The sequence below is a fragment of the Zobellella endophytica genome, assembly GCF_003012775.1.
Classification (GTDB): Bacteria; Pseudomonadota; Gammaproteobacteria; order Enterobacterales; family Aeromonadaceae; genus Oceanimonas; species Oceanimonas endophytica.
On the sequence record NZ_PXYG01000007.1, the window covers coordinates 172,722 to 195,705 of the forward strand.

Genomic DNA, 22,984 nt, shown 5'->3' on the forward strand with positions numbered 1-22,984 from the left:
CTGTAACACCCAGAAAGCCATCGACAACAACGACTTAAAACCAAAATACCGATTCCACCCGGTGGCGGGATGAAACTAAATCGACCGTATTGATATATCAAAAAAGAGTGTAACGGGTCGGAAAAGCGTTCCATCCATAACAAAATATGTGAGCAACTTCATATCCTGCCCATCGTCATCGCCTGGCCCGCGCCGATATCGGCAAGAATAAAGGGGTGATAGATCCATAGCCCCCGCCGGCGGAGCCCGGCCAGAGGTAGCCCATGCTTGAAAACCGAATCAAATTCCGCCACCTGCAGTGCTTTATCGAGGTCGCCCGGCAGCACAGCGTGAGCCGGGCTGCCGACGTGCTGGCGCTGACCCAGCCGGCGGTGTCCAAGAAGCTGAAGGAACTGGAAGAGATGCTGGAGGTGCAGTTGCTGGATCGCAGCAAGAAGGGCGTGGTGCTGACCCAGTTCGGCGAGGTCTTCCTCAAGTATGCCGGCGCCAGCGTCTCGGCCCTGCGCGAGGGCACCGACAGCCTGGTGCAGGCCCAGATGAAGGGCAACATGCGCATCAGCGTGGGGGTGCTGCCGACGGTGGCGACCAGCGTGCTGCCAGAGGCGGTGGCCAGGTTCCGCCAAGCGGGCATGGACGCCACCCTCAACCTGGTGGACGGGCCCAATACCCTGCTGCTGGGCCAGCTCAGGGTGGGCGAACTGGATCTGGTGGTGGGCCGGCTGGCGGAGCCGGAGCTGATGACCGGGCTGTCGTTCCAGCACCTCTATTCCGAGCGGATCACCCTGGTGGTGCGCCCCCGCCACCCCCTGCTCGGCCAGGCGCCCTTCGACATCCAGCAGATCCGCCACTTCAACGTGCTGTTCCCCACCAGGGAATCCATTATCGCCCAGGCCGCCGAACGCTTCCTGATCGCCCAGGGGGTGGGGATGCTGCCGGACAGGATCGAAACCATCTCGGTCTCCTTCGGCAAGGAATATATCCGCCAGACCGATGCCATCTGGATCATCTCCCGGGGCGTGGTGGCGCGGGAGATCTTCGACGGCGAGCTGGTGGAGCTGCCCCTCGACACCAAGGAAACCCTGGGCCCGGTGGGGCTCACCACCCGGGCCGACACCATCCCCAGCCCGGCGGTACAGCTGTTCATGAATGCGGTGCGGGACGCGGCCATCCGGGTCAGGGACAGGGTCGGCGACTAAGGACATACCATTTTCGATATACGAAATTGACAAAACCTTATTTTACATAACCGTTACCCTGATCAACATTGGAAGGAGGATTTCAGTAGCCAAGACAGGCAGAACATATGACACAGACCCTGGCCATCAACGGCGTCACGCTCCACTACCGGCTGGATGGCCCCAGCCACCTGCCCTTGCTGGTATTTTCCAACTCCCTGGGCACCGACCTGCGCGTCTGGGAGCCCCTGCTGCCCCTGCTGGCCGGCCGCTACCGCTTCCTGCGCTACGACAAGCGCGGCCACGGGCTGTCGTCCTGCCCGCCGGCCCCCTACGCCATCGACGACCATGTCGGGGATCTTATCGGCCTGCTCGATGCGCTCGGCCTGAGCCAGGTCAACCTCTGCGGCCTGTCGGTGGGCGGCATCATCGCCCAGGGCGTGGCGGCCCGCCGCCCCGAGCTGGTGAGCCGCCTGATCCTGTGCGATACCGCCCACCGCATCGGCCCGCGCGACGCCTGGGAGCAACGCATTGCCGCCATCCGCGACGGCGGCATCGAAGCGGTCGCCGAGGCGGTGCTGGAGCGCTGGTTCTCCCCGGCGTTCCGCCACCATCACCCCACCGAGCTGGCGCTGTGGCGCCACATGCTGACCCGCACCCCGGTGGAGGGCTATGTCGGCACCTGCGCCGCCATTCGCGACGCGGATCTCACCGACAGCAGCGCCCGCCTGACCCAGCCGGCCCTGTGCCTGGTGGGCGATCAGGACGGCGCCACGCCGCCGGCCCTGGTCGAGAGCCTGGCCGGGCTGCTGCCGCAGGGCCGCTTCGAGGTCATCGCCAACGCCGGCCACCTGCCCTGCGTGGAACAGCCGGCGGCGCTGGCCGCCTTGATCGGTGACTTCCTCGGTGGCCAGGACGCCTCCCCCAGCCGCTTCGAGCAGGGCATGAAGGTACGCCGCTCGGTGCTGGGCAACGCCCACGTGGACCGGGCCAACGCCGGCAAGACCCCCTTCGACGAGCCCTTCCAGACCTTTATCACCGAAGGCGCCTGGGGCTCGGTATGGAGCCGCCCGGGGCTGAGCAAGCGGGACCGCAGCCTGCTCACCATCGCCCTGATGGCCTCGCTCGGCCACGAGGAAGAGCTGGCCATGCATATCCGCGCCACCCGCAACACCGGCGCCAGCATGGAAGAAGTGCAGGAAACCCTGCTGCATATCGCGGTCTATGCGGGGGTGCCGGTGTCCAACACCGCCTTCCGCATCGCCAAGGAAGTCTATAACGAACTCGATAACCAAGAGGAAGCATCGTCATGAGCCGTATCACCGCCCGGGACTGGTCCAGCCAGCCGCCCTACCGCTATCCCGACTACAAATCCACCGCCCTGCGCGGTGTGTCCCAGAGCCTGATCAAGATAGATCCCGAGCTGGCCGAGCTGACCGGCCCGGCCTTCGGCGCCGAGGTACTGGGGCCGCTGGACCACGACCTGACCCAAAACGGCCGGGTCAACGGCGAACCCCTCGGCGAGCGCATCCTGGTCACCGGCCAGGTGTTCGACGAGTTCGGCCGGCCGGTGCCCCACACCCTGATCGAGGTGTGGCAGGCCAACGCCGCCGGCCGCTACGTGCACAAGCGCGATCAGCACGACGCGCCGCTCGATCCCAACTTTCTCGGCTCCGGCCGCTGCCTGACCGATGACCAGGGCCGCTACAAGTTCTACACCATCAAGCCCGGCGCCTACCCCTGGGGCAACCACCCCAACGCCTGGCGCCCGAACCATATCCACTTTTCCCTGTTCGGGCCCTCCATCGCCACCCGGCTGGTGACCCAGATGTACTTCCCCGGCGATCCGCTACTGGCCCATGACCCCATTTTCGAGGCGACCCCGGCCGGGGCCCGGGACCGGCTGGTGAGCGAATTTTCCCTGGCGGTGACCGAAGAGGGTTTCGCCCTGGGCTATATCTTCAATATCGTGCTGCGTGGCGTGGACGCCACCCCCGTGGAGGCCTGAATCATGACCATGAAACAAACCCCGTCCCAGACCGTGGGCCCCTACTTCGCCTACGGCCTGACCGCCCAGCAGTATCATTACCCCTTGAGCCAGGTGGCCGGTGGCAACCTGCTCCGGGGCGAGACCGCCGGCGAGCGCATCCGCGTCACCGGCCGGGTGCTGGACGGCAACGGCCAGCCGGTGGACGACGCCATGATCGAGATCTGGCAGGCCAACGCCGCCGGCCGCTTCAACCATCCGCTCGACCGGCGGGCGGAGCGCCCGCTGGACCGGGATTTTCTCGGCTTCGGCCGCTGCGGCACCGGCACCCGTGAGGATCTGAGCTTCTGCTTCGAGACCGTCAAGCCGGGCGCCGCCCGGCCCGGCCAGGCGCCCTTCATCTCGGTGATCGTCTTCCTGCGCGGCGCCCTGAGCCACGCCTACACCCGCATCTACTTCGCGGACGAAACGGCCGCCAACGCCGAGGATCCGGTGCTGAACGCGGTGCCGGCGGCGCGCCGGGAGACCCTGCTCGCCCGGCGTGTCGACACCGCCACCGGGGTGGAGTACCGCTTCGATATCCGGATGCAGGGCCCGCAGGAAACCGTGTTTTTCGATCTGTAAGCGGGCAGCTCCGGGCCGGGACGCCAACGGCAGCGCTATGCACGAGGCGGTCCCGGCCTTATCCTGTCCGTCACCGCCATCTCAGCGAGGCCATCATGTTTTCCATCTCTCCGTTCGATTCCGCCCTGTACCGGCAACTGCTGTCCGACAAGGAGGCCGCCGCCTTCCTCGGCGACGAGGCCCAGATCGCCGCCATGCTGAAAGTGGAGGGCGAGCTGGCCCTGGCCCAGGCCGACTGCGGGCTGCTTCCCCCCGATGCCGCCGCGGCCATCGCCCGGGCCGCCGCCGGCCTGGCGCTGCCGGCCATCAAGCTGGCCGCCGGCACCGCCTCGGCGGGAGTGCCGGTGCCGGCCCTGGTCAAGGCGCTGAAGCAGGCCCTGCCCGCCGAACAGGCGCGCTGGGTCCATTTCGGCGCCACCAGCCAGGATATCGTCGATACCGCCCTGGTGCTCAACTGCCGGGCGCTGCTGGCGCTGTACGAGGAACGCCTGGGCCGGGTCGTCGCCAGCCTGGCCGGACTGGCCCGGGAGCACCGGCATACCCCGATGGCCGGCCGCACCCGCAGCCAGCAGGCGGCGCCCATGAGTTTCGGCTTCAAGGCGGCCGGCTGGCTGGCCCCCCTGCTGCGCCAGCGCCAGCGGCTGGCCGAGCTCCGGCCCCGGTTGCTCAGGGTGCAGCTGGCCGGCGCCGTGGGTACCCTGGCGGCCATGGGCGAGCGGGCCGACCGCGTCAACCGGCGGCTGGCCGAACGGCTGCAACTGGCGCCGGCGCCGGGCTGGCATACCCAGCGCGACAGCCTGGTGGAGCTGGCCGACTGGCTGGCCATGACCACCGGCCTGCTCGGCAAGGTAGGCCAGGACTGGCTGTGGCTGAGCCAGACCGAGGTGGCCGAGATCGGGTTCAGCAACGGCGGCGGCTCCTCCACCATGCCCCAGAAGTGTAATCCGGTGAACGCCGAGATCATGGTGGCGCTGGCCCGGCACAACGCCGGCCTGGTGGGACAGATGCACCAGGCCATGGTGCAGGAGCACGAACGCAGCGGCAGCGGCTGGACCCAGGAGTGGCTGGTGCTGCCCGCCATGCTGATGGGCACGGCGGTGGCCCTGCATCACGCCCGGGAGGCACTGGCGCACCTGCGGGTCAACCCCGAACACATGCAGGCCAACCTGGCGTTGCATAACGGGGTCATCTACGCCGAGGCCGCCACCTTCGCCCTGGCGGCGCAGATGCCCCGGGACCAGGCCGCCACCCTGGTGTCCGCCGCCTGCCAGGAAGCCCTGGCGGGCCCGCGGCACCTGCTCGAGATCATCCATGAGCGGTCCGGCATCCGGCTGGAGCTGGCGTCGTTGCAGCGACAACTGCTCGACGGCGGCGCCACCGCCCCCTGGCTCGAGGCCATCCTGGCCGAGGCCGCTCAGCCCCCACTCGCTTAAGGAGTCGCCGTGCTGGCCGTCGTTTCCATTACCGCCCCCATCTTTATCCTGATCGCCCTCGGCTACGGCGCCGTGCGCTTCCGGCTGATGCCGGCCGAGGCCGTGCCCGGCCTGGGCCGCTTCGTGCTGTTCTTCGCCATGCCGGCGCTGATCTTCCACACCCTGTCCAACCTCAGCTTCCGCCAGTTGATCGAGCCCCACTACCTGCTGGCCTACGCCGGCGGCTCCCTGCTGCTGCTGACCCTGGGCCTGCTGCTCACCCTGCTGGTGTTGAAGGACGAGGCGGTGCTGGCGTCCTTCAAGTCCATGGGGATGGTGGTGCCGAACAGCGCCTTCTTCGGCTATCCGGTGCTGCTGCAGGTGTTCGACTCCCCGCCGGCCCGCGCCTTCGCCATGGCCCTGCTGGTGGAAAACCTGCTGATCATCCCCCTGGCGCTGGCGCTGCTGGAGTTCAGCGCCAACCGCCACAACGGCGGCTCCCTCGGCCGGGTGCTGCTCGGCCTGCCCGGCCGGGTGCTGCGCAACCCCCTGGTGCTGGCCATCGCCGCCGGCACCCTGGCCGCGGCGCTCAATCTCAGCCTGCCCCAGGCCATGGCCACCAGCCTGGAGCTGCTGGGCCGGGCCTCGGCGGCGGTAGCGCTGTTCGTGATCGGCGCCTCCCTGGTGGGCAGCCCGGTGCGGGGCAACCTGGCCGGCATGAGCACGGTGATGCTGGGCAAGCTGGTCGCCCACCCGCTGCTGGTGGCGCTGATGGTGTGGTGGCTGCCGCCCTTCGACCCGGAGCTGCAACTGGCGGTGATCCTGATGGCCGCCATGCCGATGATGAGCATCTACCCCATCATCGGCGGCCAGTACGGCCAGCGCAGCTTCGCCGCCAGCACCCTGCTGCTGACCACCACCGCCGCCTTCGTCAGCCTGTCTACCATTCTGCTGCTGGTGGGTTAGTCCTGGGGATCCGATTTATCCACACTCCCTGAAGATCCGCGCGGTACAGGTCCGGCACACCGCCGGATCCAGTTGCTGGTAAACATGGTGGATGGCGCTGCCCTTGTGCGGGAACACATTGCCTTCTCCCAGTTCGTCCAGCAGGCCGTTGCGCCGCATAAAACGGCTAACCCTGTCCTTCAGGTTGCACAGATACAGATCGCCGCCATTGGCACGCCGCCGTCGGGCCTCCTGCAGCAACATGTCCGCGCCGACGATATCCACAAAGTTGATGCCGTTGGCCACGATCAGCAGCCGGGGCTCACGGATCGCTTGCAGGTATTCCTGCACATGGTTCACCGCCCCGAAAAACAGCGAGCCGTCTATCTGCACGACCCGCAGCTGTGGACAGTAGGGCAGCCGTTTATCATCCCCGTTGACAAAAACCGGGTGCCTGGCCTCCGGCTCCGGCAGCAAGGTCACCACCTGCGGCCTGGAGGTTCTCTTCAGATAGAACACCAGCGACAGTATGACCCCGGCGTAGATGGCAAACTCCATCGCCACCAGCAAGGTGGCCAGAAAGGTCACGATCAGCACCGTCGCCTCCGACTTCGCCGCCTTGATGATGATGCGAATATGATGAAAATCGATCAGGTTCCAGGACACCACCAGCAGCAGGCCGGCCATCGCCGGGATCGGCACATAGGCGGTCAGCTCGGCAAACAGCAGCAGGATCAGCAGCAGGAACAGGCCGGCAAAGATGGCCGCCATCGGGCTGCGCGCTCCCGAGGTGTAATTGACGCCGGTACGGGTGAAGGAGCCCGAGGAGGCATAACTGGAGAAAAAGGCGCCCACCACATTCGACAGCCCCTGTCCCACGAATTCCTGGTTGCCATCCAGCCGCTGATGCGAACGGGTCGCTACTGCCCGGGCGATGGACACCGCCTCCACCAGACCAAGCAGACCCAGGGCCAGGGCACCCGACGCCAGACTTGCCAAGGTGGCAGGCTGCAGGTCGGGCAGACTGAACGCCGGCAAGGCGCCGGGAATAGCCCCGACCAATGCCACCTGCTGCCGTGCCGGATCCAGAACCATGGCCAGCACGCTGGCCAGGATCAGCGCCAGCAACATATTGGGCCAGCGTGGCCTGAGTTTTTTTATCAGGATGCAGCTCAGCAGGGTGGCCAGTGCCACGGCCGCACTTTGCCAACTGGCCCCGGGCAGATGACCCAGCACCTGCACCCAGTTATCGATAAAGGATCCATCGGTGGCCAGCGTCAACCCCAGCAGGTTCTGCAACTGGCTGGAGGCAATCACCACCGCCGCCCCGGCGGTAAAACCGATCACCACCGAATGGGACACAAAGTTGACCAATACGCCCAGCCGGGCCACCGCCAGCACCAGCTGGAACACCCCCGCCATCAGGGTCAGCGTCAGGGCCAGGCGGATAAATTCGGGCGAGCCGGGCTCGGCCAGCGGACTGACGGTGGTAAATACCACGATGGAAAGGGCCGCGGTGGGACCGGAAATCAGGTGCCAAGAGGAGCCGAACAGGGCGGCGATAATGGCCGGCACCATGGCTGCATAGAGGCCGAACTCGGGGGGAAGGCCGGCGATCAGCGCATAAGCCACCCCTTGGGGCAACACGATGATGGCATTGGTAAAGCCGGCGAGCGCGTCATCGCGCAGCATGGCGCCGGTAAGCCTCGGCGCCCATTGCATGAATGGCAAGTAGCGTCGCCAGCGGGTATTCTCATTCATATTGTCGCCTGTTAAGCAAAGATAATAACGACGACCATGCCGGCCGCCGTTACGCTGGGTCCGGTTTATATCAGAACCTGAACTTGAGACCTGCGGCATAGTTATTGTTATCGTCGAGTTCGTCGTATTGACCGGTTTCCGCCCAGACCGTCAGATATTGATTCAGGTCTTTCGCCACCCTGGCGACCACTGCCGAGTTATCAAGCTCATCCTTGTCGTGATTCTTTTCCTTATAACCGACAGACACACTATATCCGGCGGGCAACCGATAAGTGGCATTGGCGCCGTAGGCATCAAAGTCGCCAGAAGGATGCCGGTCGTTATGTTCATAAATGGCGCCCAGGGTCAGGGCATCCCAACTGTAGCTGACGCTGGCCACATGACGGTAATAATCCTCGCTGGTAGGCAGCATCTTGGCTTCGGTCAGGGTACTGCCCAGGGCAAAATGCAGCTTGCCGTCGTGGTATACCGCCCGCACCGCCTTGGCGTCGAAGTCTTCATCGTTATCATGTTTCAGCGTCAGTACGGAACCGACCAGTTTCCAATGACCGAGGACATTGGGCGTGGCGTAGGCCAGTACACTCGAGGCCCGGTCATTCTGGGCGAAGATGCCGTCCGCCACGCCTCCGGGCGCGTTGTTGGCCCGCGCGATGTTGTAGTCATAAACACCAAACACCGGGTGATAGATATCCATCCACTGACCACTGCTGGTGCGGGGCGCCAGGATCAGGGTGCCGTAGCGGGTAGGCACTATCATCTTGGCCTGCTTGACATGCACCTCGTCACTGCCGGAATTATCGGAGTTGTTGACGGCATCGGAAAAATCCACCGCCACTTCATACAGCACTTTCTGCTCAGTGATGTTTACCACCCCTTTCAGGCCCAGTTCCAGCTGGAAAGACTGCATATCGGCGTCTTGGGATTCTATTTTCAACCCACCGAAATTAAGATTGCCATAAAATGCAGGCGGAGGAAGTTTAATTTCTTCCGCCATAACGGAACAAGAGAGTACAGTGCCACCACAGATGGCAAACAACATTTTACCTTTCATATTATTCCCTTAATAATAAAAATCAGTACAAGGCAGGACAAAAAACAAACACACGCCGCGCCACTCCTGGCACAGAAAATTTTCTTAGCGGCATACAATCGCCGTCCAGAGCGACCCATTACTTGGATCAAGTATTTAAGAGCGTGAGCCAAATAAAAACCATACACTTGATAACCAAAGGAACCATAGTATCTGCATCTGTTAATTAAAATGGAGCCATGACAACAAACAGAAAAACGAAATATGGAATATCGGTGTCGGCATGATTCCATCAATAATGACGTTGCTGTGCATGGTCGCCGGATCCAGGTTACCAACGTCGCCTTGTCGTTATCTCCGAATCCATGACGATATAATCGGGTCCGGCGGCAGTCCGGAAGACTCAGGCCAGCCGCTTGGGCCAGGGACTGGTTTCGCCCGCCGCCATTACCTGCTGCAATAGCGTCTCGGTCAGTTGCAGCCGGGTAGCCGCATAATCCGCCTCATCCCACAGGTTGTGCAATTCATGGGGATCCTGTTGCAAGTCATAGAGTTCACCCCAGGGCTGATTCAGGAACAGGGTAAGCCGGTATTGTGCCGTCACCAGGGTGCGCGACAGGGCCGGTTGCTTGAAGCCCCAGTGGGCGATATTGTCTTCGTGCTCAATCAGCAGCGCATCGCGCAGTGACGCATGTCTCCCGTTCAAAAGAGGCAGAAGGCTGCTGCCCTGTACCCCGTTGAACGGCTTGAGCCCGGCCCTATCCAATATCGTCGGGGCGATATCGATCATGGATGCCATGGCATCACAGCTGGCTGGTCCCCGAGCCGTCGGATCGCGCCAGATAAAGGGGACTCGGGTGATACTGCAACTGGGCTCCGGCCCCTTGAGCAGCAGACTGTAGTCTCCCAGGTAGTCGCCATGGTCAGAGTTGAAAATGACGATGGTATTGTCATCCAGCCCCTGAGCACGCAGGGTGTCCATGATGGCGCCGACGGCATCATCGATCATGGTGATCATGCCGCAGGTCAAGGCCATGGCTTCGCGGATCTCCCGCTCATTGGCCATAAAGGCTTTTTCGGTGCCGGCCTTGCGGTGTCCCTGCAGATATTGCTCACGAACAAACCGCAGATGCGCCGGTGGGTTACGATGGGCTTCAAAGGGTACCGACACCTCGAAATCATCCGGGTCATACATGTCCCAGTATTTGCCGGGCGGGGCAAAGGGATGATGGGGATCCGGGAAGGAGACAAAAGCAAAGAACGGCTGTTCCTTACGCTCCTCCGCCTTCAGATAATCGATGGCCCGGTCACGGATATAGCTGGTGGGATGCAGATCCTCGGGCAGGGCGGTACGAAAGGCTTGCGGGCAACTGTAACCGTGAGGCAACTGGTTGGCCGGGCCGCATATGGCTTCCGGCGAGCCGACCTGCCGACGCAGCCACTGATAATAATGGCCACCGCAGTTATCACCGTGCTGGGTCACCATATCGACCTGCTCGAAACCGTAATAGGGCGTGCTCACCCGATAAGGCTCTTCCCCCTGCCACCGGCTCGGCTCCTCCTGCTGCCAGTCCCCTTCCGGCTCGGCCTTCGCTTCCTTGATGGGCGCATCCCGATAGGGGTTATCCATCGGCAGATCCCGACCGGTAAAAGGCTGAATATGGGACTTGCCGATCATGGCGGTGTGGTAGCCACCGTGACGCAACACATCGGCAAAGGTGACACTGCCGGCCGCAAGGTGCAGGCCGTTTTTACGCAGTCCGTGCACCGACGGATAGCGCCCGGTTAGCAGGGTGGCCCGGTTGGGCATACATACCGGGCTGGCCACATGGAAGTTGTCAAAGCGGGTGCCGGCCCGCGCCAGCTCATCGATATTCGGCGTCTTCAACAGGGGATGGCCATAGCACCCCAGGTAGTCCGCCCTTTGCTGATCGGTCATGATGTAGAGAAAATTGGGTTGACGGCTCATACCAGCAATTCCTTCTTAACGTTGAGTTTGTAACGGTGCACCGCGAGCAAGGCCAAGCCGATGGCAAAGGCTGCCCAGTGAATTTGCCAACTGGTGATCAAAACCCCGATGCCCAATACCAGGCGCAGTATCGATTCGGCTGCTGAAAGCGCGTGACGGTCGAAACGGGCTAGGGCCGAGGAGAACAACAGCACGGCAAAGGCCAGACGTACAAAAATCGATAGCACTTCATGCCACGCATAGGCCGGACCGGCTTCCGCCACCAGCAGCAGCTCCGGGTAGTAGACGAAGGCAAAGGGGATAACGAAGATCACCAGGCCGATGCGGGTGGCTTCCACCGACGTCTTGAGCGGTGACGCCTGACTGATGGACGCGGCGGCAAAGGCGGCAATGGCCACCGGCGGAGTAATAGCCGAAGCTACACCGAAGTAAAACACGAACATATGTGCGGTCAGCGGCTCCAGGCCGAAGCTCAGCATGGCCGGCCCCATGATCAGGATAATGGTCAGATAGGCCGGCAGGGTGGGCATACCCATGCCCAGCACCAGGGCGGCCCCCATGGCCATCAACATGGAGATGAACAGATTGCCCTCGGCAGACTGGCTCACCACCATGGCGAAATCGGTGGGCAGACCGGTGGCGCCCAGTACCCCGACCACTATGCCCACGGCACCGATGCACATCAGCAGGGCGGCAAAGTTGTAGCCCCCTTCGGCGAGCGACAACAGCAACTTGAGCGGCGTCTTGCGCACCGCCGGGTTGAGGATCAAGCTCAGCGGGATCAGGGTAAACAGAGCCAAGATACCGGAGCCGGGCGCAGAGACGCCGGCCACAAGCGCCAGCACTATCACCAGTATCGGCACCACCACCATCAGCAGATTAAGGTAATCCTGGCGGGTCGGCTCGCCGATGACCTCGTCGGCTTCGCGGCTCTGGACCAGCTTGTCGCCCAGGCGGCGGGCCTCGTAGACCACCGCCACAAAGAGGCTGCCGTAGTAGAACAACGCCGGGATCAACGCCGCCACTATGATGGTGAGGTAGGACACCCCGGTAAAATCCGCCATCACCAGGGCGGCGGCCCCCATGATCGGCGGCATGATCTGGCCTCCGGTCGAGGCAGTGGCTTCAACCCCGCCGGCAAAGGCCGGGGGGAAGCCACGTTTGCGGATCATCGGTATGGTAATGACGCCGGTACCGACCACGTTGGCCACGGCACTGCCGGACACGGAGCCGAACATACTGGATGCCAGAATGGCGGCATGGGCCGGGCCGCCGGGGGACTTCCTGAACAGTTTGAAGGCGATCCGGATCATCGAACTGCCGCCGCCGCTGGACTCGAGCACGGCACCGAGCAGGATGAACGGCAGTATGGTACTGATCACGATGCCCAGCAATGAACCCAAAACTCCATTGGCGGTGTTGTACCACAGCGACTCGGCGGTGGCGTTGACAAAATCCAGCGGTGCCCGTTTGAACAGGCCGGGCCAGTATTCACCGGTATAGAAATAAAGCAGGCCTATGGTGCCGACCAGCGCCAACGCCAGCCCCCAGATGCGCCAGCACAGCAGCAGGATCACCACGCAGCCGATCAGCGCGGTGTAGGCATTGCTGGCCTCGAAGAAAAACAGCGCTTCGTTCAATGCCTTCAGCACGATGTAGTAATCATAAAAGGCGTAGCCCGCTAGGCCAACCAGCGCCAGATCCAGCATCAGGCCGGGCAACATCAGGCCCGAGGCTCTCTGCCCGAGCAGAGAGGTGAAGGGCTGCTTGATCACCACCGCCAGTACGGCGATAAAGAAGATGGTCGGCCTCAGCCACTCGTGGTTGAAGGGGCCGAAGCGGGGCAGCAAGCCGAATTGGGGCATGGCATTAATGATGCCAATAAAGGCGATAGCCAGCCCAAGCAGCAGGGTGCAATAACCCTGCAACAAGGTGAGATGTCTGTTCATAATCAACCCCTCTGAGGGTATGAAAGATTGTCGGGGCCAGACCTGGTCCGGCATTCCTGACAGGTCTTGTTATTCCTCGTCGGGAATAAGCTCGGTAGGGACGTTGATCCGTTTTTCCTGGTAATACCGGTAGGCGCCGGGATGCAGCTTGGTGACAACACCTTCAAACGCATTCTCGATGGAAACACTGCGTAAGGTCACGCTCGATGCCTGGGTATCGGCCTGGCGCTCCCAGAAGGACTTGGTCAGCTGATAGGCGGTTTCTTCCGCCAGTGCTTTATTGGCGATCACCATCATGGTAAAGGCGATCATGGTAATGTCGTCTTCATTAGCCAGATTGGAGTAGGTATCGGCCCCAATGGTATGGGCGAACATGCCGGGCAGGTTCTGGGCTTTTTGCCACGCTTGCGACTCGGCCGCCTCTTGGGTCAGGCCGAACAGGCGAATGGGGCGGGTCAACGCGAACTCTTCTATGCCGGTCGAGCCCGGAAGTGCCGCCCGAAAGAGGATATCGACCAGGCCATCGGTGAAGGCCTGGCCGGATGCCGGCCAGTCCATCTTGACCGACTGATAGTCCACATTGGGCTCATAACCGCTGTTGATGCGAATGAATTCTTCGATATTGACCCCTGCGGTGCCGGAAGCCGGGCCGGTATAGACTCGCTTGCCCTTGAAGTCGCTCCAGTTTTCTATGCCGTTATCGGCCCAGGTGATGCCATGATAAAGCCCGGCCATGAACCCGAACAGCGCCCGGACATTCTCCGCGCTTTTCTGTGCCGGACCGGCGGTATTCTTGTACATGTTTTCACCGTTCTGCATGTAGCTCAGGACTTCGCTCGGCACCACGGTCAGGTCTGTCTGACCCATACCCACCTTGAGCGGGGTACGGGTCAGGGTCTGGCCGGAGTTGAGCTGAATGGAAATCCCCGCCTCCTCCTTTGCATACTTGCTGAGCAGGGTCATGATGGTGGTATTGATATTGGTCGGACTACCACTTTCCGCCTTGAGAATGCTGGCACTGGCAGCCTGGCTGCTCAGCAGCAGCAATCCGGAGACTGCGGCAACGGTAAAAATTTTTCGGCTAAAACGGGCCATAACATCCCTCTCCATAAGTAAACTCCCTGGGCCGTTACCGCGCTCGAAATGAACATTTTGGTAACAAATTAACAACAACAGAAATATCTCACACAGGGCAATAACAAAGAAGATTGTTTTTTGCATTGGGCGATACACATAATGCATCACGATTGACACAGTCATGCTCGTCGGCAGGCACAGATAGCGAGCTCATGGAGGAGAACAAAATGAACATCAATAATGCCACCCTGGTCAAAACCCGCTTTTCTCATCTGCGTCTGGTACTGGCCATTGCTCATCACGGCTCGGTACACAAAGCGGCCGACGAGTTGCACATCACCCAGCCCGCCGCGACCCGGGCATTGAAAGAGCTGGAAAGCCAGTTGGGATCGGCCCTGTTCGAGCGCTCGCCCCAAGGAATGAACCTGAATATCTACGGCCAGCACTTTGCCGAGCACGCCCGAGTTTTGCTGAATCAGTTCAACTCCGCGCTGGAGCAGCTCAACGAGATCCGTACCGGCAGTTATGGCCATATCAACCTGGCCATGCAGCTCGCCGCGGCCCCTAACCTGCTCCCCCTGACCATCAGCAAGATCCAGCGACGGCATCTGAATATTTCCCTCAATATTCAGGAAGGCAGCAGCCAGAAGCTGCTGAACATGCTGATGGAAGGCCACGTCGACATGATCGTCGGCCGTCTGGTCCCGCTCCCCGCCAGTAGCCCGCTGGAACAGACGCCACTGTTTTATGATGCTTTTTCCATCGTCTGTGGCCCCCGGAATCCACTGGCGACACGTACCGACATCGAACTTCGCGAGTTACTCGACTGTAAATGGATCTATCCCGCCTCCACCGGCTCCCAGTTGATGGGAGATGTGGCGACCGCCTTCAAGAGCCACGGATTGCCCCTGCCCGAACCGATGCTGGAAGTGACTTCGCTGCTGACCATGCGCAAGACGCTGCAATACACCGACATGATTGGCTTGCTGGTCAACCAGGCCGCCAAGGAAGAAGCCAGTCAGGGGCAACTGAATATTCTCCCCATCAAGTTTGACTCTGTACTGACGCCCATCGGTATTACCACTCGCGCCAAGTCCGAGCTGACCCCGGCCATTAACCTAGTCAGTCAGCTGATTATCGATGCTGCCGGGGAAATGCTGGCCAATCCTGGCTTTGAACTTGTACCCGCCTGACGCCAAGTCATATTCATCACCCGTTTAGCCTCGACAGCATCCAAGTGGCCGGTAAAACCACCCGCCCACCGCTCCCCCTTTCGGGTGAAATTCCCGCCGCGGCTTGCGCCGGCCGGCCCGGCTCGCCACACTACACCATTATTCCCGACCCCAGGCCGCCTTCCATGACCCTGCACCATACCCTGCAACAGACCTTCGGTTTCTCCTCGCTGCGCCCGGGCCAGCAGCAGGTGATAGAGCAGTTGCTGGCCGGCCGGTCGGCGGCGGCCATCTTCCCCACCGGCTCGGGCAAGTCGCTGTGCTACCAGTTGCCGGCGCTGCTGCTGCCGCACCTGACCCTGGTGATCTCGCCCCTGCTGGCGCTGATGCAGGATCAGTTGGCCTTTCTGCGCCGGCTGAACATTCCCGCCGCCAGCATCGACTCCAGCCAGGGCTGGGAAGAGAGCCGGCGGGTGATGCAGGAGGTGAGCGAGGGCCGCATCAAGATCCTGATGATCTCGGTGGAGCGGCTGAAGAACGAGCGCTTCCGCCAGTTTATCGGCCGGGTGCCGCTGTCGCTGCTGGTGGTGGACGAGGCCCACTGCATCTCCGAATGGGGCCACAACTTCCGCCCCGACTACCTCAAGCTGCCCCAGTACCGCCAGCAGCTCGCCATTCCCCAGGTGTTGCTGCTCACCGCCACCGCCACCCCCAAGGTCATCGAGGATATGCAGCGAAAGTTCGCGATCCCTAAGGAAAATGTGGTGATCACCGGTTTCTACCGGCCCAACCTGCAGCTGCAGGTGCTGCCGGTGGACGAGCAGGACAAGGCCGCCGCCCTGCAGCAGTTGCTGGCGGCAGAGCCCCGCTCGCCCACCATCGTCTACGTGACCCTGCAGCACAGCGCCGAGCAGCTGGCCGAGCGCCTGGCGGCGGCCGGCATCCCCGCCCGGGCCTACCACGCCGGCCTGGAGCAGGATCTGCGCAAGCAACTGCAGCAGGATTTCATGCAGGGGCGGGTTCCCTGCATCGTCGCCACCATCGCCTTTGGCATGGGGGTGGACAAGGCCGATATCCGCCGGGTGATCCACTTCGATCTGCCCAAGTCCATCGAGAACTACAGCCAGGAGATCGGCCGGGCCGGGCGCGACGGCAACCCTTCCACCTGCACCCTGCTGGGCAACCGGGCCGGGCTCAACGTGCTGGAAAACTTCGTCTACGGCGACACCCCCGAGCCCGCCGCCATCCGCGCCATGCTCGGGGAGCTGCAGCAGGCCGGCCCCCAGTGGGAACTGATGCCGCTGCGGCTCTCCAACGCCACCAATATCCGCCTGCTGCCGCTCAAGACGCTGCTGGTGTACCTGGAGCTGGACGGCATTATCGAGCCGCAATACAGCTATTTTGCCGATTATCGCTTCAAGTTCCTCAAGCCGCGCGAGGAGATCCTCGCCGCTTTCCAGGGCGAGCGCCAGGCCTTTCTGCAGCAGCTGTTCGACGGTTCGCCCCAGGCCCGCAGCTGGTGCCAGGTGAATTTCGAGGCCATCCGGCAGCGCGCCGGCGGCGAGCGGCAGCGGGTGATCCGCGCCCTCGACTACCTGCACCAGCAGGGCTGGATCAGCCTGGAAAGCAAGCAGATGATCGAGGTGTACCGGGTGCTGCAATCCGGCTTCGATCCGGAGGCGGAAGCCGCGCGGCTGCATGCACTCTTCCGGCAGAAGGAGCGCAGCGAGCTCACCCGGCTGGAGGAGATGATCGACTTCTTCGAGAGCGACGACTGCCTGAGCCGGCGCCTGGCCGGCTATTTCGCCGACCACCAGGCCCCGGCCCGCTGCGGCCACTGCTCGGTGTGCGCCGGCCGGCCCGCCCGGCTGCCGGCCCCGGCGTTGCCGCCCCTGCCCGCCCCGGAGCAATTGGCCCAGTGGTGCCGGGCGCTGCGGCAGGAGGATGGCACCCCGCTCAGCGCCCACACCCTGGCCTGCTTCCTGTGCGGCATCAGCACGCCCCTGCTCAACCGGCTCAAGGCCAGGGGCAAGCCCGGCTTCGGCACCCTGGAGCGGCAGCGGTTCGGGGAAGTGGCGCAGTTGCTGGCCGGTTGAAAAGCCGGGCGGCGGTCTCCCCACCGCCCGGAGCGAAGGGGGTCAGAATCGCGTTTCTATGGATTCCAGGATCCGGTAGTCGTCATCCACTAGCGCCAGCCGGCGCCACTTGTCGAAGGTCAGGCAGGGATGTGAGGTTCCAAACAGCACCATGTCCCCCACCTGCACCTCGGTATCGGCCGGCAAGGTCATGAAGGCGTGCTGATCCATCACCTTCTCCACCCGCCAACCGGCCAGCGCCTCTCCCAGCCGGCGGCCATCCCGATAGTGGGCCAGGGGAACGGGCAGGCCGGCGTCGAAGGCCACGTCGCGCTTGCCGAAGCCCAGCACCGCCTGGCCCGGCTCGGGCAGTGACTGCACATAGGCGGCCAGCTCCAGGGCCGACACCAGATCGCCGCCCAGCTCGCAGGCCGCCGGGCTGCGCGCCATCACCCCTTGCTGGGCCTCGGCATAGATGCCCAGATCGTGGGTCAGGTAGCAGCCCGGGCGCAGCAGCGGCAGGGCGCCTGCCGGCAGTTCGGCGGCACCCAGCCCCTTGGCCACCAGATCGTACCAGGCCGAGCCGGCACCGGTGATCAGCAGGGGCCGGGGGCTGCGCTCGGCTTGGTAGCCGAGCAGCCCGACCGCCTCCGCCACCAGCGCCAGGATCCGCGGCTCCGCCTGCTCACCGCCGATCACCCCTTCGTAAAACTCGACCCCGGCCAGCTCCAGGCCCGGCAGCGCCAGGATCCGCTCGCTCAGCGCCTTGGCATCGTCCAGGGAGCGGCAGCCGCAGCGCCCGCCCGGCACCCCCAGCTCCACCAGCACCCGCAGCCGTTGCCTGCGCCCGGCGAAGAATTCGGACAGCCGGACGGCATTGGCGGCACTGTCGACACAGCAGTAGAAGTCAACTCCGGTCTCCAGCAGCTCGGCCACCAGGGCCATGTTGGCTTTCCCCACCAGTTGGTTCGCCATCAGTACTCTTTCGGCTCCGGCCTCATGGGCGACCCAGGCCTGCTGGGGGGTGGCCACCGTCATGCCCCAGGCACCCGCCGCCAGCTGCCGCCGGAACAGGTCCGGGCTCATGGTGGTTTTGCCGTGCGGGGCGAAGGCCATGCCCTGGCTGGCCATAAAGCGCTGCATCCAGGCCAGGTTCTGCTCCAGAGCCGACAGCTTGATCATCGCCAGGGGCAGGCAGGCGTCTTCCGCCAGCACCTGGTAACCCCCGTCGCCCCGTGCGCAAGGCACGCCGCCCTTGTGCCGGCCGAGCCGCTCATCTTGATACTTCATAACCAAAAACCTCTGACTGATAATTAAACTAAAAAAAGTAACACAAATTAAATTATTGTTTTTAAATGATATTTAAAATTGATATATGAATATTTGGTACAAAATATCATAATCAACCCATGCAATTGTGCGCATTTTCACTGTTTTGGAAAGCAAAAAAACCAATAATTTTGACGAGGTTCAAGATGACATACGAGATAGACATAGTGTCCCGCATCACCGAAAAATTTCCGGAACTGAGCGAGTCCGAGAAGCGGGTGGCCCAGCTGCTGCTGGACGATATCGCCGCCGCTTCCCGGGCCAGCATCGGCGAACTGGCCCGGGAAGCCGGGGTCAGCCAGGCTACCATCACCCGCTTCGCCAAGGCGGTGGACTGCCGGGACGTACGGGATCTCAAGGTGCGCCTGGCCCAGTCCCTGGCGGTGGGCCAGCGCTTTATCCACGAGGCGCCGGATCTGGACGGCATCAACGGCATCTATGAAGGCATCAAGAATGTGCTGGAGCTCAACCGCAAGGTGGTGGATGAAACGGCCATCAAGCAGGCGGTGAGCTGGCTGAGCCAGGCCCGCCAGACCCTGGTGGTGGGCATGGGCGGCGGCTCCACCATCATGGCCCAGGAGCTGCAGTATCGCCTGTTCCGGCTGGGCTTCGTGGTGAGTAGCTACAACGACGGCCTGCTCTGCCGCATGGTGGCCTCCTCGGTATCGGCCCAGGACGTGTTCGTCGCCTTGTCGCTGACCGGTTTTACCCCCGAGGTGGTGGAGTCGGCGGACATCGCCAGGCATTACGGGGCCAAGGTCATCGCCATCACCCCCAAGGGGTCGCCCCTGGCCAAGGTAGCCGACCTGACCCTGGGGCTGGTCACCCAGGAAACGGACTTCATCTACAAGCCCACCGCCTCGCGCTACGCCATGATGGCGCTGCTCGATGTGCTGGCCACCGAACTGGCCCTGGGCCACAAGCGCCAGGTGCGGGATCAGCTGCGGCGACTCAAGCTGACCCTGGACGCCCACCGGGGCGGCACCGACAGACAACCCCTCGGCGACTGAGCCGGGACATAAGGAAAAGGACGGTTATGCACTACGACATCATCTTCACCCAGGCCACACTGGTAGATGGCACCGGCGCCCCGCCCCGGATTGCCGATGTGGCCGTCCAGGGCGAGCGCATCGCCGCCGTCGGCGAACAGCTGCCGGGCGAGGCCGAGCAGCGGATAGACGGCCGGGGGCTGGTACTGGCGCCGGGCTTTATCGACGTGCACACCCACGACGACACCAATGTCATCCGCACCCCCGGGATGCTGCCCAAGCTGAGCCAGGGGGTGACCACGGTGATCGTCGGCAACTGCGGCATCAGCGCCGCCCCCGTGACCCTGATGGGCAACCCGCCCGATCCCATGAACCTGCTGGGCCAGCGGGAAGATTTCCGCTATCCCACCCTGGGCCACTACATCGCGGCCGTCAACCGGGCCCGGCCGGCGGTCAACGTGGCCGCCCTGGTCGGCCACACCGCCCTGCGCCAGAACCAGATGGACGACCTGTTCCGCCCGGCCCGCCCGGCGGAGATCGCCGCCATGCGCGCCCAGTTGCGGCAGGCCCTGGAGCAGGGTGCCCTGGGGTTGAGTTCCGGCCTCGCCTACGCCAGCGCCAACGCGGCGCCCAGCGAGGAAGTAATGGCCCTGGTGGAGGAGCTGTCCGCCCACGGCGCCCTCTACACCACCCATTTGCGCACCGAGTTCGAAGGCATACTGGAGGCGATGGAAGAAGCCTTCGCCACCGGCCGCCATGGCCGGGTGCCCGTGGTCATCTCCCACCTCAAGTGCGCCGGTGCCGGCAACTGGGGCCGGACGGTGCAGACCCTGGCGGCTCTGGAGCAGGCGGCCCGGCATCAGGAGGTGGGCTGCGACTGTTACCCCTACGCCGCCAGTTCCTCGACCCTGGATCTGAAACAGGTCACCGCCGATTTCGAGATTTTCATCACCTGGTCTGAGCCCCATCCGGAGCTGTCTGGCCGCACCCTGGCCGAGATCGCGGCCGGGTGGGAGCTGCCCCTGCTGCAGGCGGCGGAGCGGCTGATGCCCGCCGGCGCCGTTTACCACTGCATGGCGGAAGACGACGTGCGCCGGGTGCTCGCCCACCCCCTGACCATGGTCGGCTCCGACGGCCTGCCCAATGATCCGCACCCGCATCCCCGCCTGTGGGGCGCCTTTCCCCGGGTGCTGGGTCACTACTGTCGGGAGCAGCGGCTGTTTTCCCTGAGCGAGGCGGTGCACAAGATGACCGGCCTGTCCGCCCGCCGTTTCGGGCTGGTGGACCGCGGCCTGGTCCGGCCCGGTTATTTCGCCGATCTGGTGCTGTTCGATGCCGAACGGATCCGGGACGGCGCCACCTTTGAACGCCCCTGCACCCCGGCCCCCGGCATCGAGCTGGTACTGGTCAACGGCCTCCCCTGCTACCGGCAGGGCCAGGCCACCGGCGAGCGGCGGGGACGTTTTCTTTATCCCAAACACCATCGAGGAGAACAACAATGAGTATCAAGCGTTACGGCATCGAAGGCGGCACCGGCACCGGCGGGCAGCACCTGCCCTTCGCCCGGGCGGTGGAAGCCGGCGGCTGGCTGTATGTATCGGGCCAGACCCCGATGAAGGACGGCGAGGTGGTCGAGGGCGGTATCGTGGAGCAGTCGCGGCTGGCCATCGAAAACTGCCTGGAGATCATGCGCGATGCTGGCTTCGGCCTGGAGCACATCGTCCACGTCAAGGTGATCCTCACCGATGCCCGCTACTTCACCTCTTTCAACAAGGTGTTCCGCGAGTACTTCGGCGAGCATCCCCCCGCCCGCATCTGCGCCGTGGCCGACCTGGTGGTGGACTGCAAGGTGGAAGTGGATCTGACCTGTTACAAGACGCCCCAATAAGGCGGATGGCGGCCGGGTGCCGCCGGATAAAAAAGCGGCACCGACGAGCGGTGCCCAAATCAATCAAATGTTTTAGCGACGCAATTATAAAAGGTGTGTTATGGACAGTACACTGTTTCTGAGCGGCTTCATTGCCTACGTTATCTTCATGATCTGGCTGGGTTGGCGGGTTTCCCGCCGGCACCGCACCGGCACCGACTTCCTGCTCGGCGGCCGCTCCCTTCCCCTCTTCCTCACCCTGGGCACCACGGTCGCCACCATGGTGGGCACCGGCTCCAGCATGGGTGCCGTGGGCTTCGGTTATGCCAACGGCTGGGCCGGCATGCTCTACGGCATCGGCGGCGCCGTCGGCATACTGCTCACCGCCTGGTGGTTCGCCCCGGTGCGCAAGCTGCGCTTCATGACCATGAGTGAGGAGCTGTCCTACCTACGTGGGCGCCAACCGGCTGGTCAAGAACCTGGTGGGGGTGCTGATCTTCGTGGCCTGCATCGGCTGGCTCGGCGCCCATATCCTGGGCGGCAGCCTGTACCTGTCCTGGGCCACGGGCATCGACATGACAGTAGCCAAGCTGTTTATCGCTCTGGCCTTCACCATCTATGTGGTGATCGGCGGCTACACCGCCGTGGTCTGGACCGACACCATTCAGGCGGTGGTGCTGTTCTTCGGCTTTATCCTGATGGCCCTGGGCGCCGTGCACTATATCGGCGGCTGGAACAACCTCTACCAGGGCCTGGATCCCGCCGTGCTGACGCCCTTCGCGGTGGACAAGCTGGGTGCACTGCCCGCCCTGTCGCTGGCCGTGGTGGTCGGGGTGGGCGTGCTGGCCACCCCCTCCTTCCGCCAGCGTATCTATTCCGGCAAGGATGTCGCCACGGTACGCCGTTCCTTCGTGATCTCCGGGGTACTCTACCTGTTCTTCGCCGCCCTGCCCGCCATCATCGGCATGGCCGCCCACGTCATCGATCCGGGGCTGGACAACAACAACTTCGCCTTCCCCTTCGTGGCCGCCACCGTGCTGCCCGCCGGCCTGGCCCTGGTGGTGCTGATCGCCGGCCTGTCGGCCACCATGTCCTCCGCCAGCTCGGACGCCATCGCCGGGGTGTCGATCATGCTGCGCGATCTCTACATACTGGTGACCGGCCGCATGCCGACAGAGGAAAAAACCATCGCCTATTCCCGCATCGCCCTGATCACGGTGATCGGCCTGGCGCTGGCCTTTGCCCTGACCTCCAACGACATCATCACCTACATCACCCGGATGATCTCCACCGTGATGTCGGGCATGTTCGTCTGCGCCCTGCTCGGCCGCTACTGGCAGCGCTACAACTGGCAGGGAGCCATCGCCACCCTGGTCGGCGCCTCCGTCGCCTCCTTCGCGGTGATCCTCAATGCCGACTGGAACGCCTACTGGGGCAACCCCTGCATCCCCTCGGTGCTGGTGGCGGCCCTGTCCGGAACGGTGATCAGCCTGCTCACCCCGGCCAACAAGGTCAGCCCCGAGGAAGCCCTGCGGTTGCTGACCGAGGAGCGGGAACAGATGGAAACCGCCGGTCTGCGGCCGGCTCCCAAGAGCGGCGCCACCAAGACAGCCTGATTGAAAA

18 protein-coding genes are annotated in these 22,984 nt (G+C 63.4%); 12 read left to right on the plus strand and 6 right to left on the minus strand.

Translation table 11 applies throughout. From position 1 onward, the window contains the following. Positions 1 to 263 precede the first annotated feature (263 nt). The 6 genes from pcaQ to C7H85_RS15410 all read left to right on the plus strand — a co-directional run bounded on the left by pcaQ (position 264) and on the right by C7H85_RS15410 (position 6,164). Complete coding sequence (gene pcaQ, locus C7H85_RS15385) at positions 264 to 1,196, plus strand: pca operon transcription factor PcaQ (protein WP_106730577.1); 933 nt, start codon at positions 264 to 266, stop codon at positions 1,194 to 1,196. 107 nt (positions 1,197 to 1,303) lie between these two features. Further along, positions 1,304 to 2,488: a bifunctional 3-oxoadipate enol-lactonase/4-carboxymuconolactone decarboxylase PcaDC gene (gene pcaDC, locus C7H85_RS15390; protein ID WP_106730578.1), complete on the plus strand. Its 1,185-nt coding sequence runs from the start codon at positions 1,304 to 1,306 to the stop codon at positions 2,486 to 2,488. Next, positions 2,485 to 3,183, plus strand: a complete 699-nt coding sequence (pcaH, locus tag C7H85_RS15395; RefSeq protein ID WP_106730579.1) for a protocatechuate 3,4-dioxygenase subunit beta — start codon at positions 2,485 to 2,487, stop codon at positions 3,181 to 3,183. Before pcaDC ends, pcaH begins: the two co-directional genes overlap by 4 nt. A 3-nt stretch (positions 3,184 to 3,186) precedes the next feature. Beyond that, the gene (gene pcaG / locus C7H85_RS15400; RefSeq protein WP_106730580.1) at positions 3,187 to 3,786 is read left to right on the plus strand and encodes a protocatechuate 3,4-dioxygenase subunit alpha; all 600 of its coding nucleotides are present in this window, start codon (positions 3,187 to 3,189) and stop codon (positions 3,784 to 3,786) included. Between the two features lie 95 nt (positions 3,787 to 3,881). Then, positions 3,882 to 5,219, plus strand: a complete 1,338-nt coding sequence (pcaB, locus tag C7H85_RS15405; protein ID WP_106730581.1) for a 3-carboxy-cis,cis-muconate cycloisomerase — start codon at positions 3,882 to 3,884, stop codon at positions 5,217 to 5,219. Between the two features lie 9 nt (positions 5,220 to 5,228). Then, positions 5,229 to 6,164: an AEC family transporter gene (locus tag C7H85_RS15410; protein WP_106730582.1), complete on the plus strand. Its 936-nt coding sequence runs from the start codon at positions 5,229 to 5,231 to the stop codon at positions 6,162 to 6,164. A 15-nt stretch (positions 6,165 to 6,179) separates the two neighbouring features. Here the strand turns inward: C7H85_RS15410 and C7H85_RS15415 are convergent, their stop codons facing one another. The 5 genes from C7H85_RS15415 to C7H85_RS15435 form a co-directional block, all read right to left on the minus strand. Beyond that, positions 6,180 to 7,904, minus strand: coding sequence for a SulP family inorganic anion transporter (locus C7H85_RS15415; protein WP_106730583.1), 1,725 nt, complete (start codon positions 7,902 to 7,904; stop codon positions 6,180 to 6,182). 70 nt (positions 7,905 to 7,974) lie between these two features. Next, positions 7,975 to 8,955 (minus strand): porin, encoded by a 981-nt coding sequence (locus C7H85_RS15420; RefSeq protein ID WP_106730584.1) that lies wholly within the window; start codon positions 8,953 to 8,955, stop codon positions 7,975 to 7,977. 382 nt (positions 8,956 to 9,337) lie between these two features. Further along, a complete protein-coding gene (locus C7H85_RS15425) occupies positions 9,338 to 10,903 on the minus strand; it encodes a sulfatase family protein (RefSeq protein WP_106730585.1) in 1,566 nt (521 codons plus the stop codon). Then, complete coding sequence (locus C7H85_RS15430) at positions 10,900 to 12,852, minus strand: TRAP transporter permease (RefSeq protein WP_106730586.1); 1,953 nt, start codon at positions 12,850 to 12,852, stop codon at positions 10,900 to 10,902. The genes C7H85_RS15425 and C7H85_RS15430 overlap by 4 nt, the downstream gene beginning before the upstream one ends. Before the next feature lie 69 nt (positions 12,853 to 12,921). Next, positions 12,922 to 14,106 (minus strand): TAXI family TRAP transporter solute-binding subunit, encoded by a 1,185-nt coding sequence (locus C7H85_RS15435; protein ID WP_158260101.1) that lies wholly within the window; start codon positions 14,104 to 14,106, stop codon positions 12,922 to 12,924. Positions 14,107 to 14,156: 50 nt separating this feature from the next. Here C7H85_RS15435 and C7H85_RS15440 point away from each other — a divergent pair, with 50 nt between their 5' ends. Together C7H85_RS15440 and C7H85_RS15445 are read left to right on the plus strand one after the other, a co-directional pair. Then, the gene (locus tag C7H85_RS15440; protein WP_158260102.1) at positions 14,157 to 15,122 is read left to right on the plus strand and encodes a LysR family transcriptional regulator; all 966 of its coding nucleotides are present in this window, start codon (positions 14,157 to 14,159) and stop codon (positions 15,120 to 15,122) included. A gap of 164 nt (positions 15,123 to 15,286) precedes the next feature. Further along, positions 15,287 to 17,197, plus strand: coding sequence for a RecQ family ATP-dependent DNA helicase (locus C7H85_RS15445; protein WP_106730589.1), 1,911 nt, complete (start codon positions 15,287 to 15,289; stop codon positions 17,195 to 17,197). A 42-nt stretch (positions 17,198 to 17,239) separates the two neighbouring features. Here C7H85_RS15445 and C7H85_RS15450 read toward each other — a convergent pair whose 3' ends face one another. Then, entirely contained in the window at positions 17,240 to 18,466 is a 1,227-nt protein-coding gene (locus C7H85_RS15450; protein WP_106730590.1) for an amino acid deaminase, read from the minus strand. Between the two features lie 185 nt (positions 18,467 to 18,651). On the opposite strand from C7H85_RS15450, the gene C7H85_RS15455 reads away from it, so the two are divergent. The 4 genes from C7H85_RS15455 to C7H85_RS15470 all read left to right on the plus strand — a co-directional run bounded on the left by C7H85_RS15455 (position 18,652) and on the right by C7H85_RS15470 (position 22,977). Then, positions 18,652 to 19,515, plus strand: a complete 864-nt coding sequence (locus C7H85_RS15455) for a MurR/RpiR family transcriptional regulator (protein ID WP_106730591.1) — start codon at positions 18,652 to 18,654, stop codon at positions 19,513 to 19,515. A gap of 26 nt (positions 19,516 to 19,541) precedes the next feature. After that, positions 19,542 to 20,996 carry an N-acyl-D-amino-acid deacylase family protein gene (locus C7H85_RS15460; protein WP_106730592.1) on the plus strand — a complete coding sequence of 485 codons (1,455 nt, stop codon included), beginning with the start codon at positions 19,542 to 19,544 and terminating at the stop codon, positions 20,994 to 20,996. Beyond that, entirely contained in the window at positions 20,993 to 21,382 is a 390-nt protein-coding gene (locus C7H85_RS15465) for a RidA family protein (protein WP_106730593.1), read from the plus strand. The genes C7H85_RS15460 and C7H85_RS15465 overlap by 4 nt, the downstream gene beginning before the upstream one ends. 410 nt (positions 21,383 to 21,792) lie before the next feature. Further along, positions 21,793 to 22,977: a sodium:solute symporter family protein gene (locus tag C7H85_RS15470; protein ID WP_210433672.1), complete on the plus strand. Its 1,185-nt coding sequence runs from the start codon at positions 21,793 to 21,795 to the stop codon at positions 22,975 to 22,977. Positions 22,978 to 22,984: the final 7 nt, after the last annotated feature.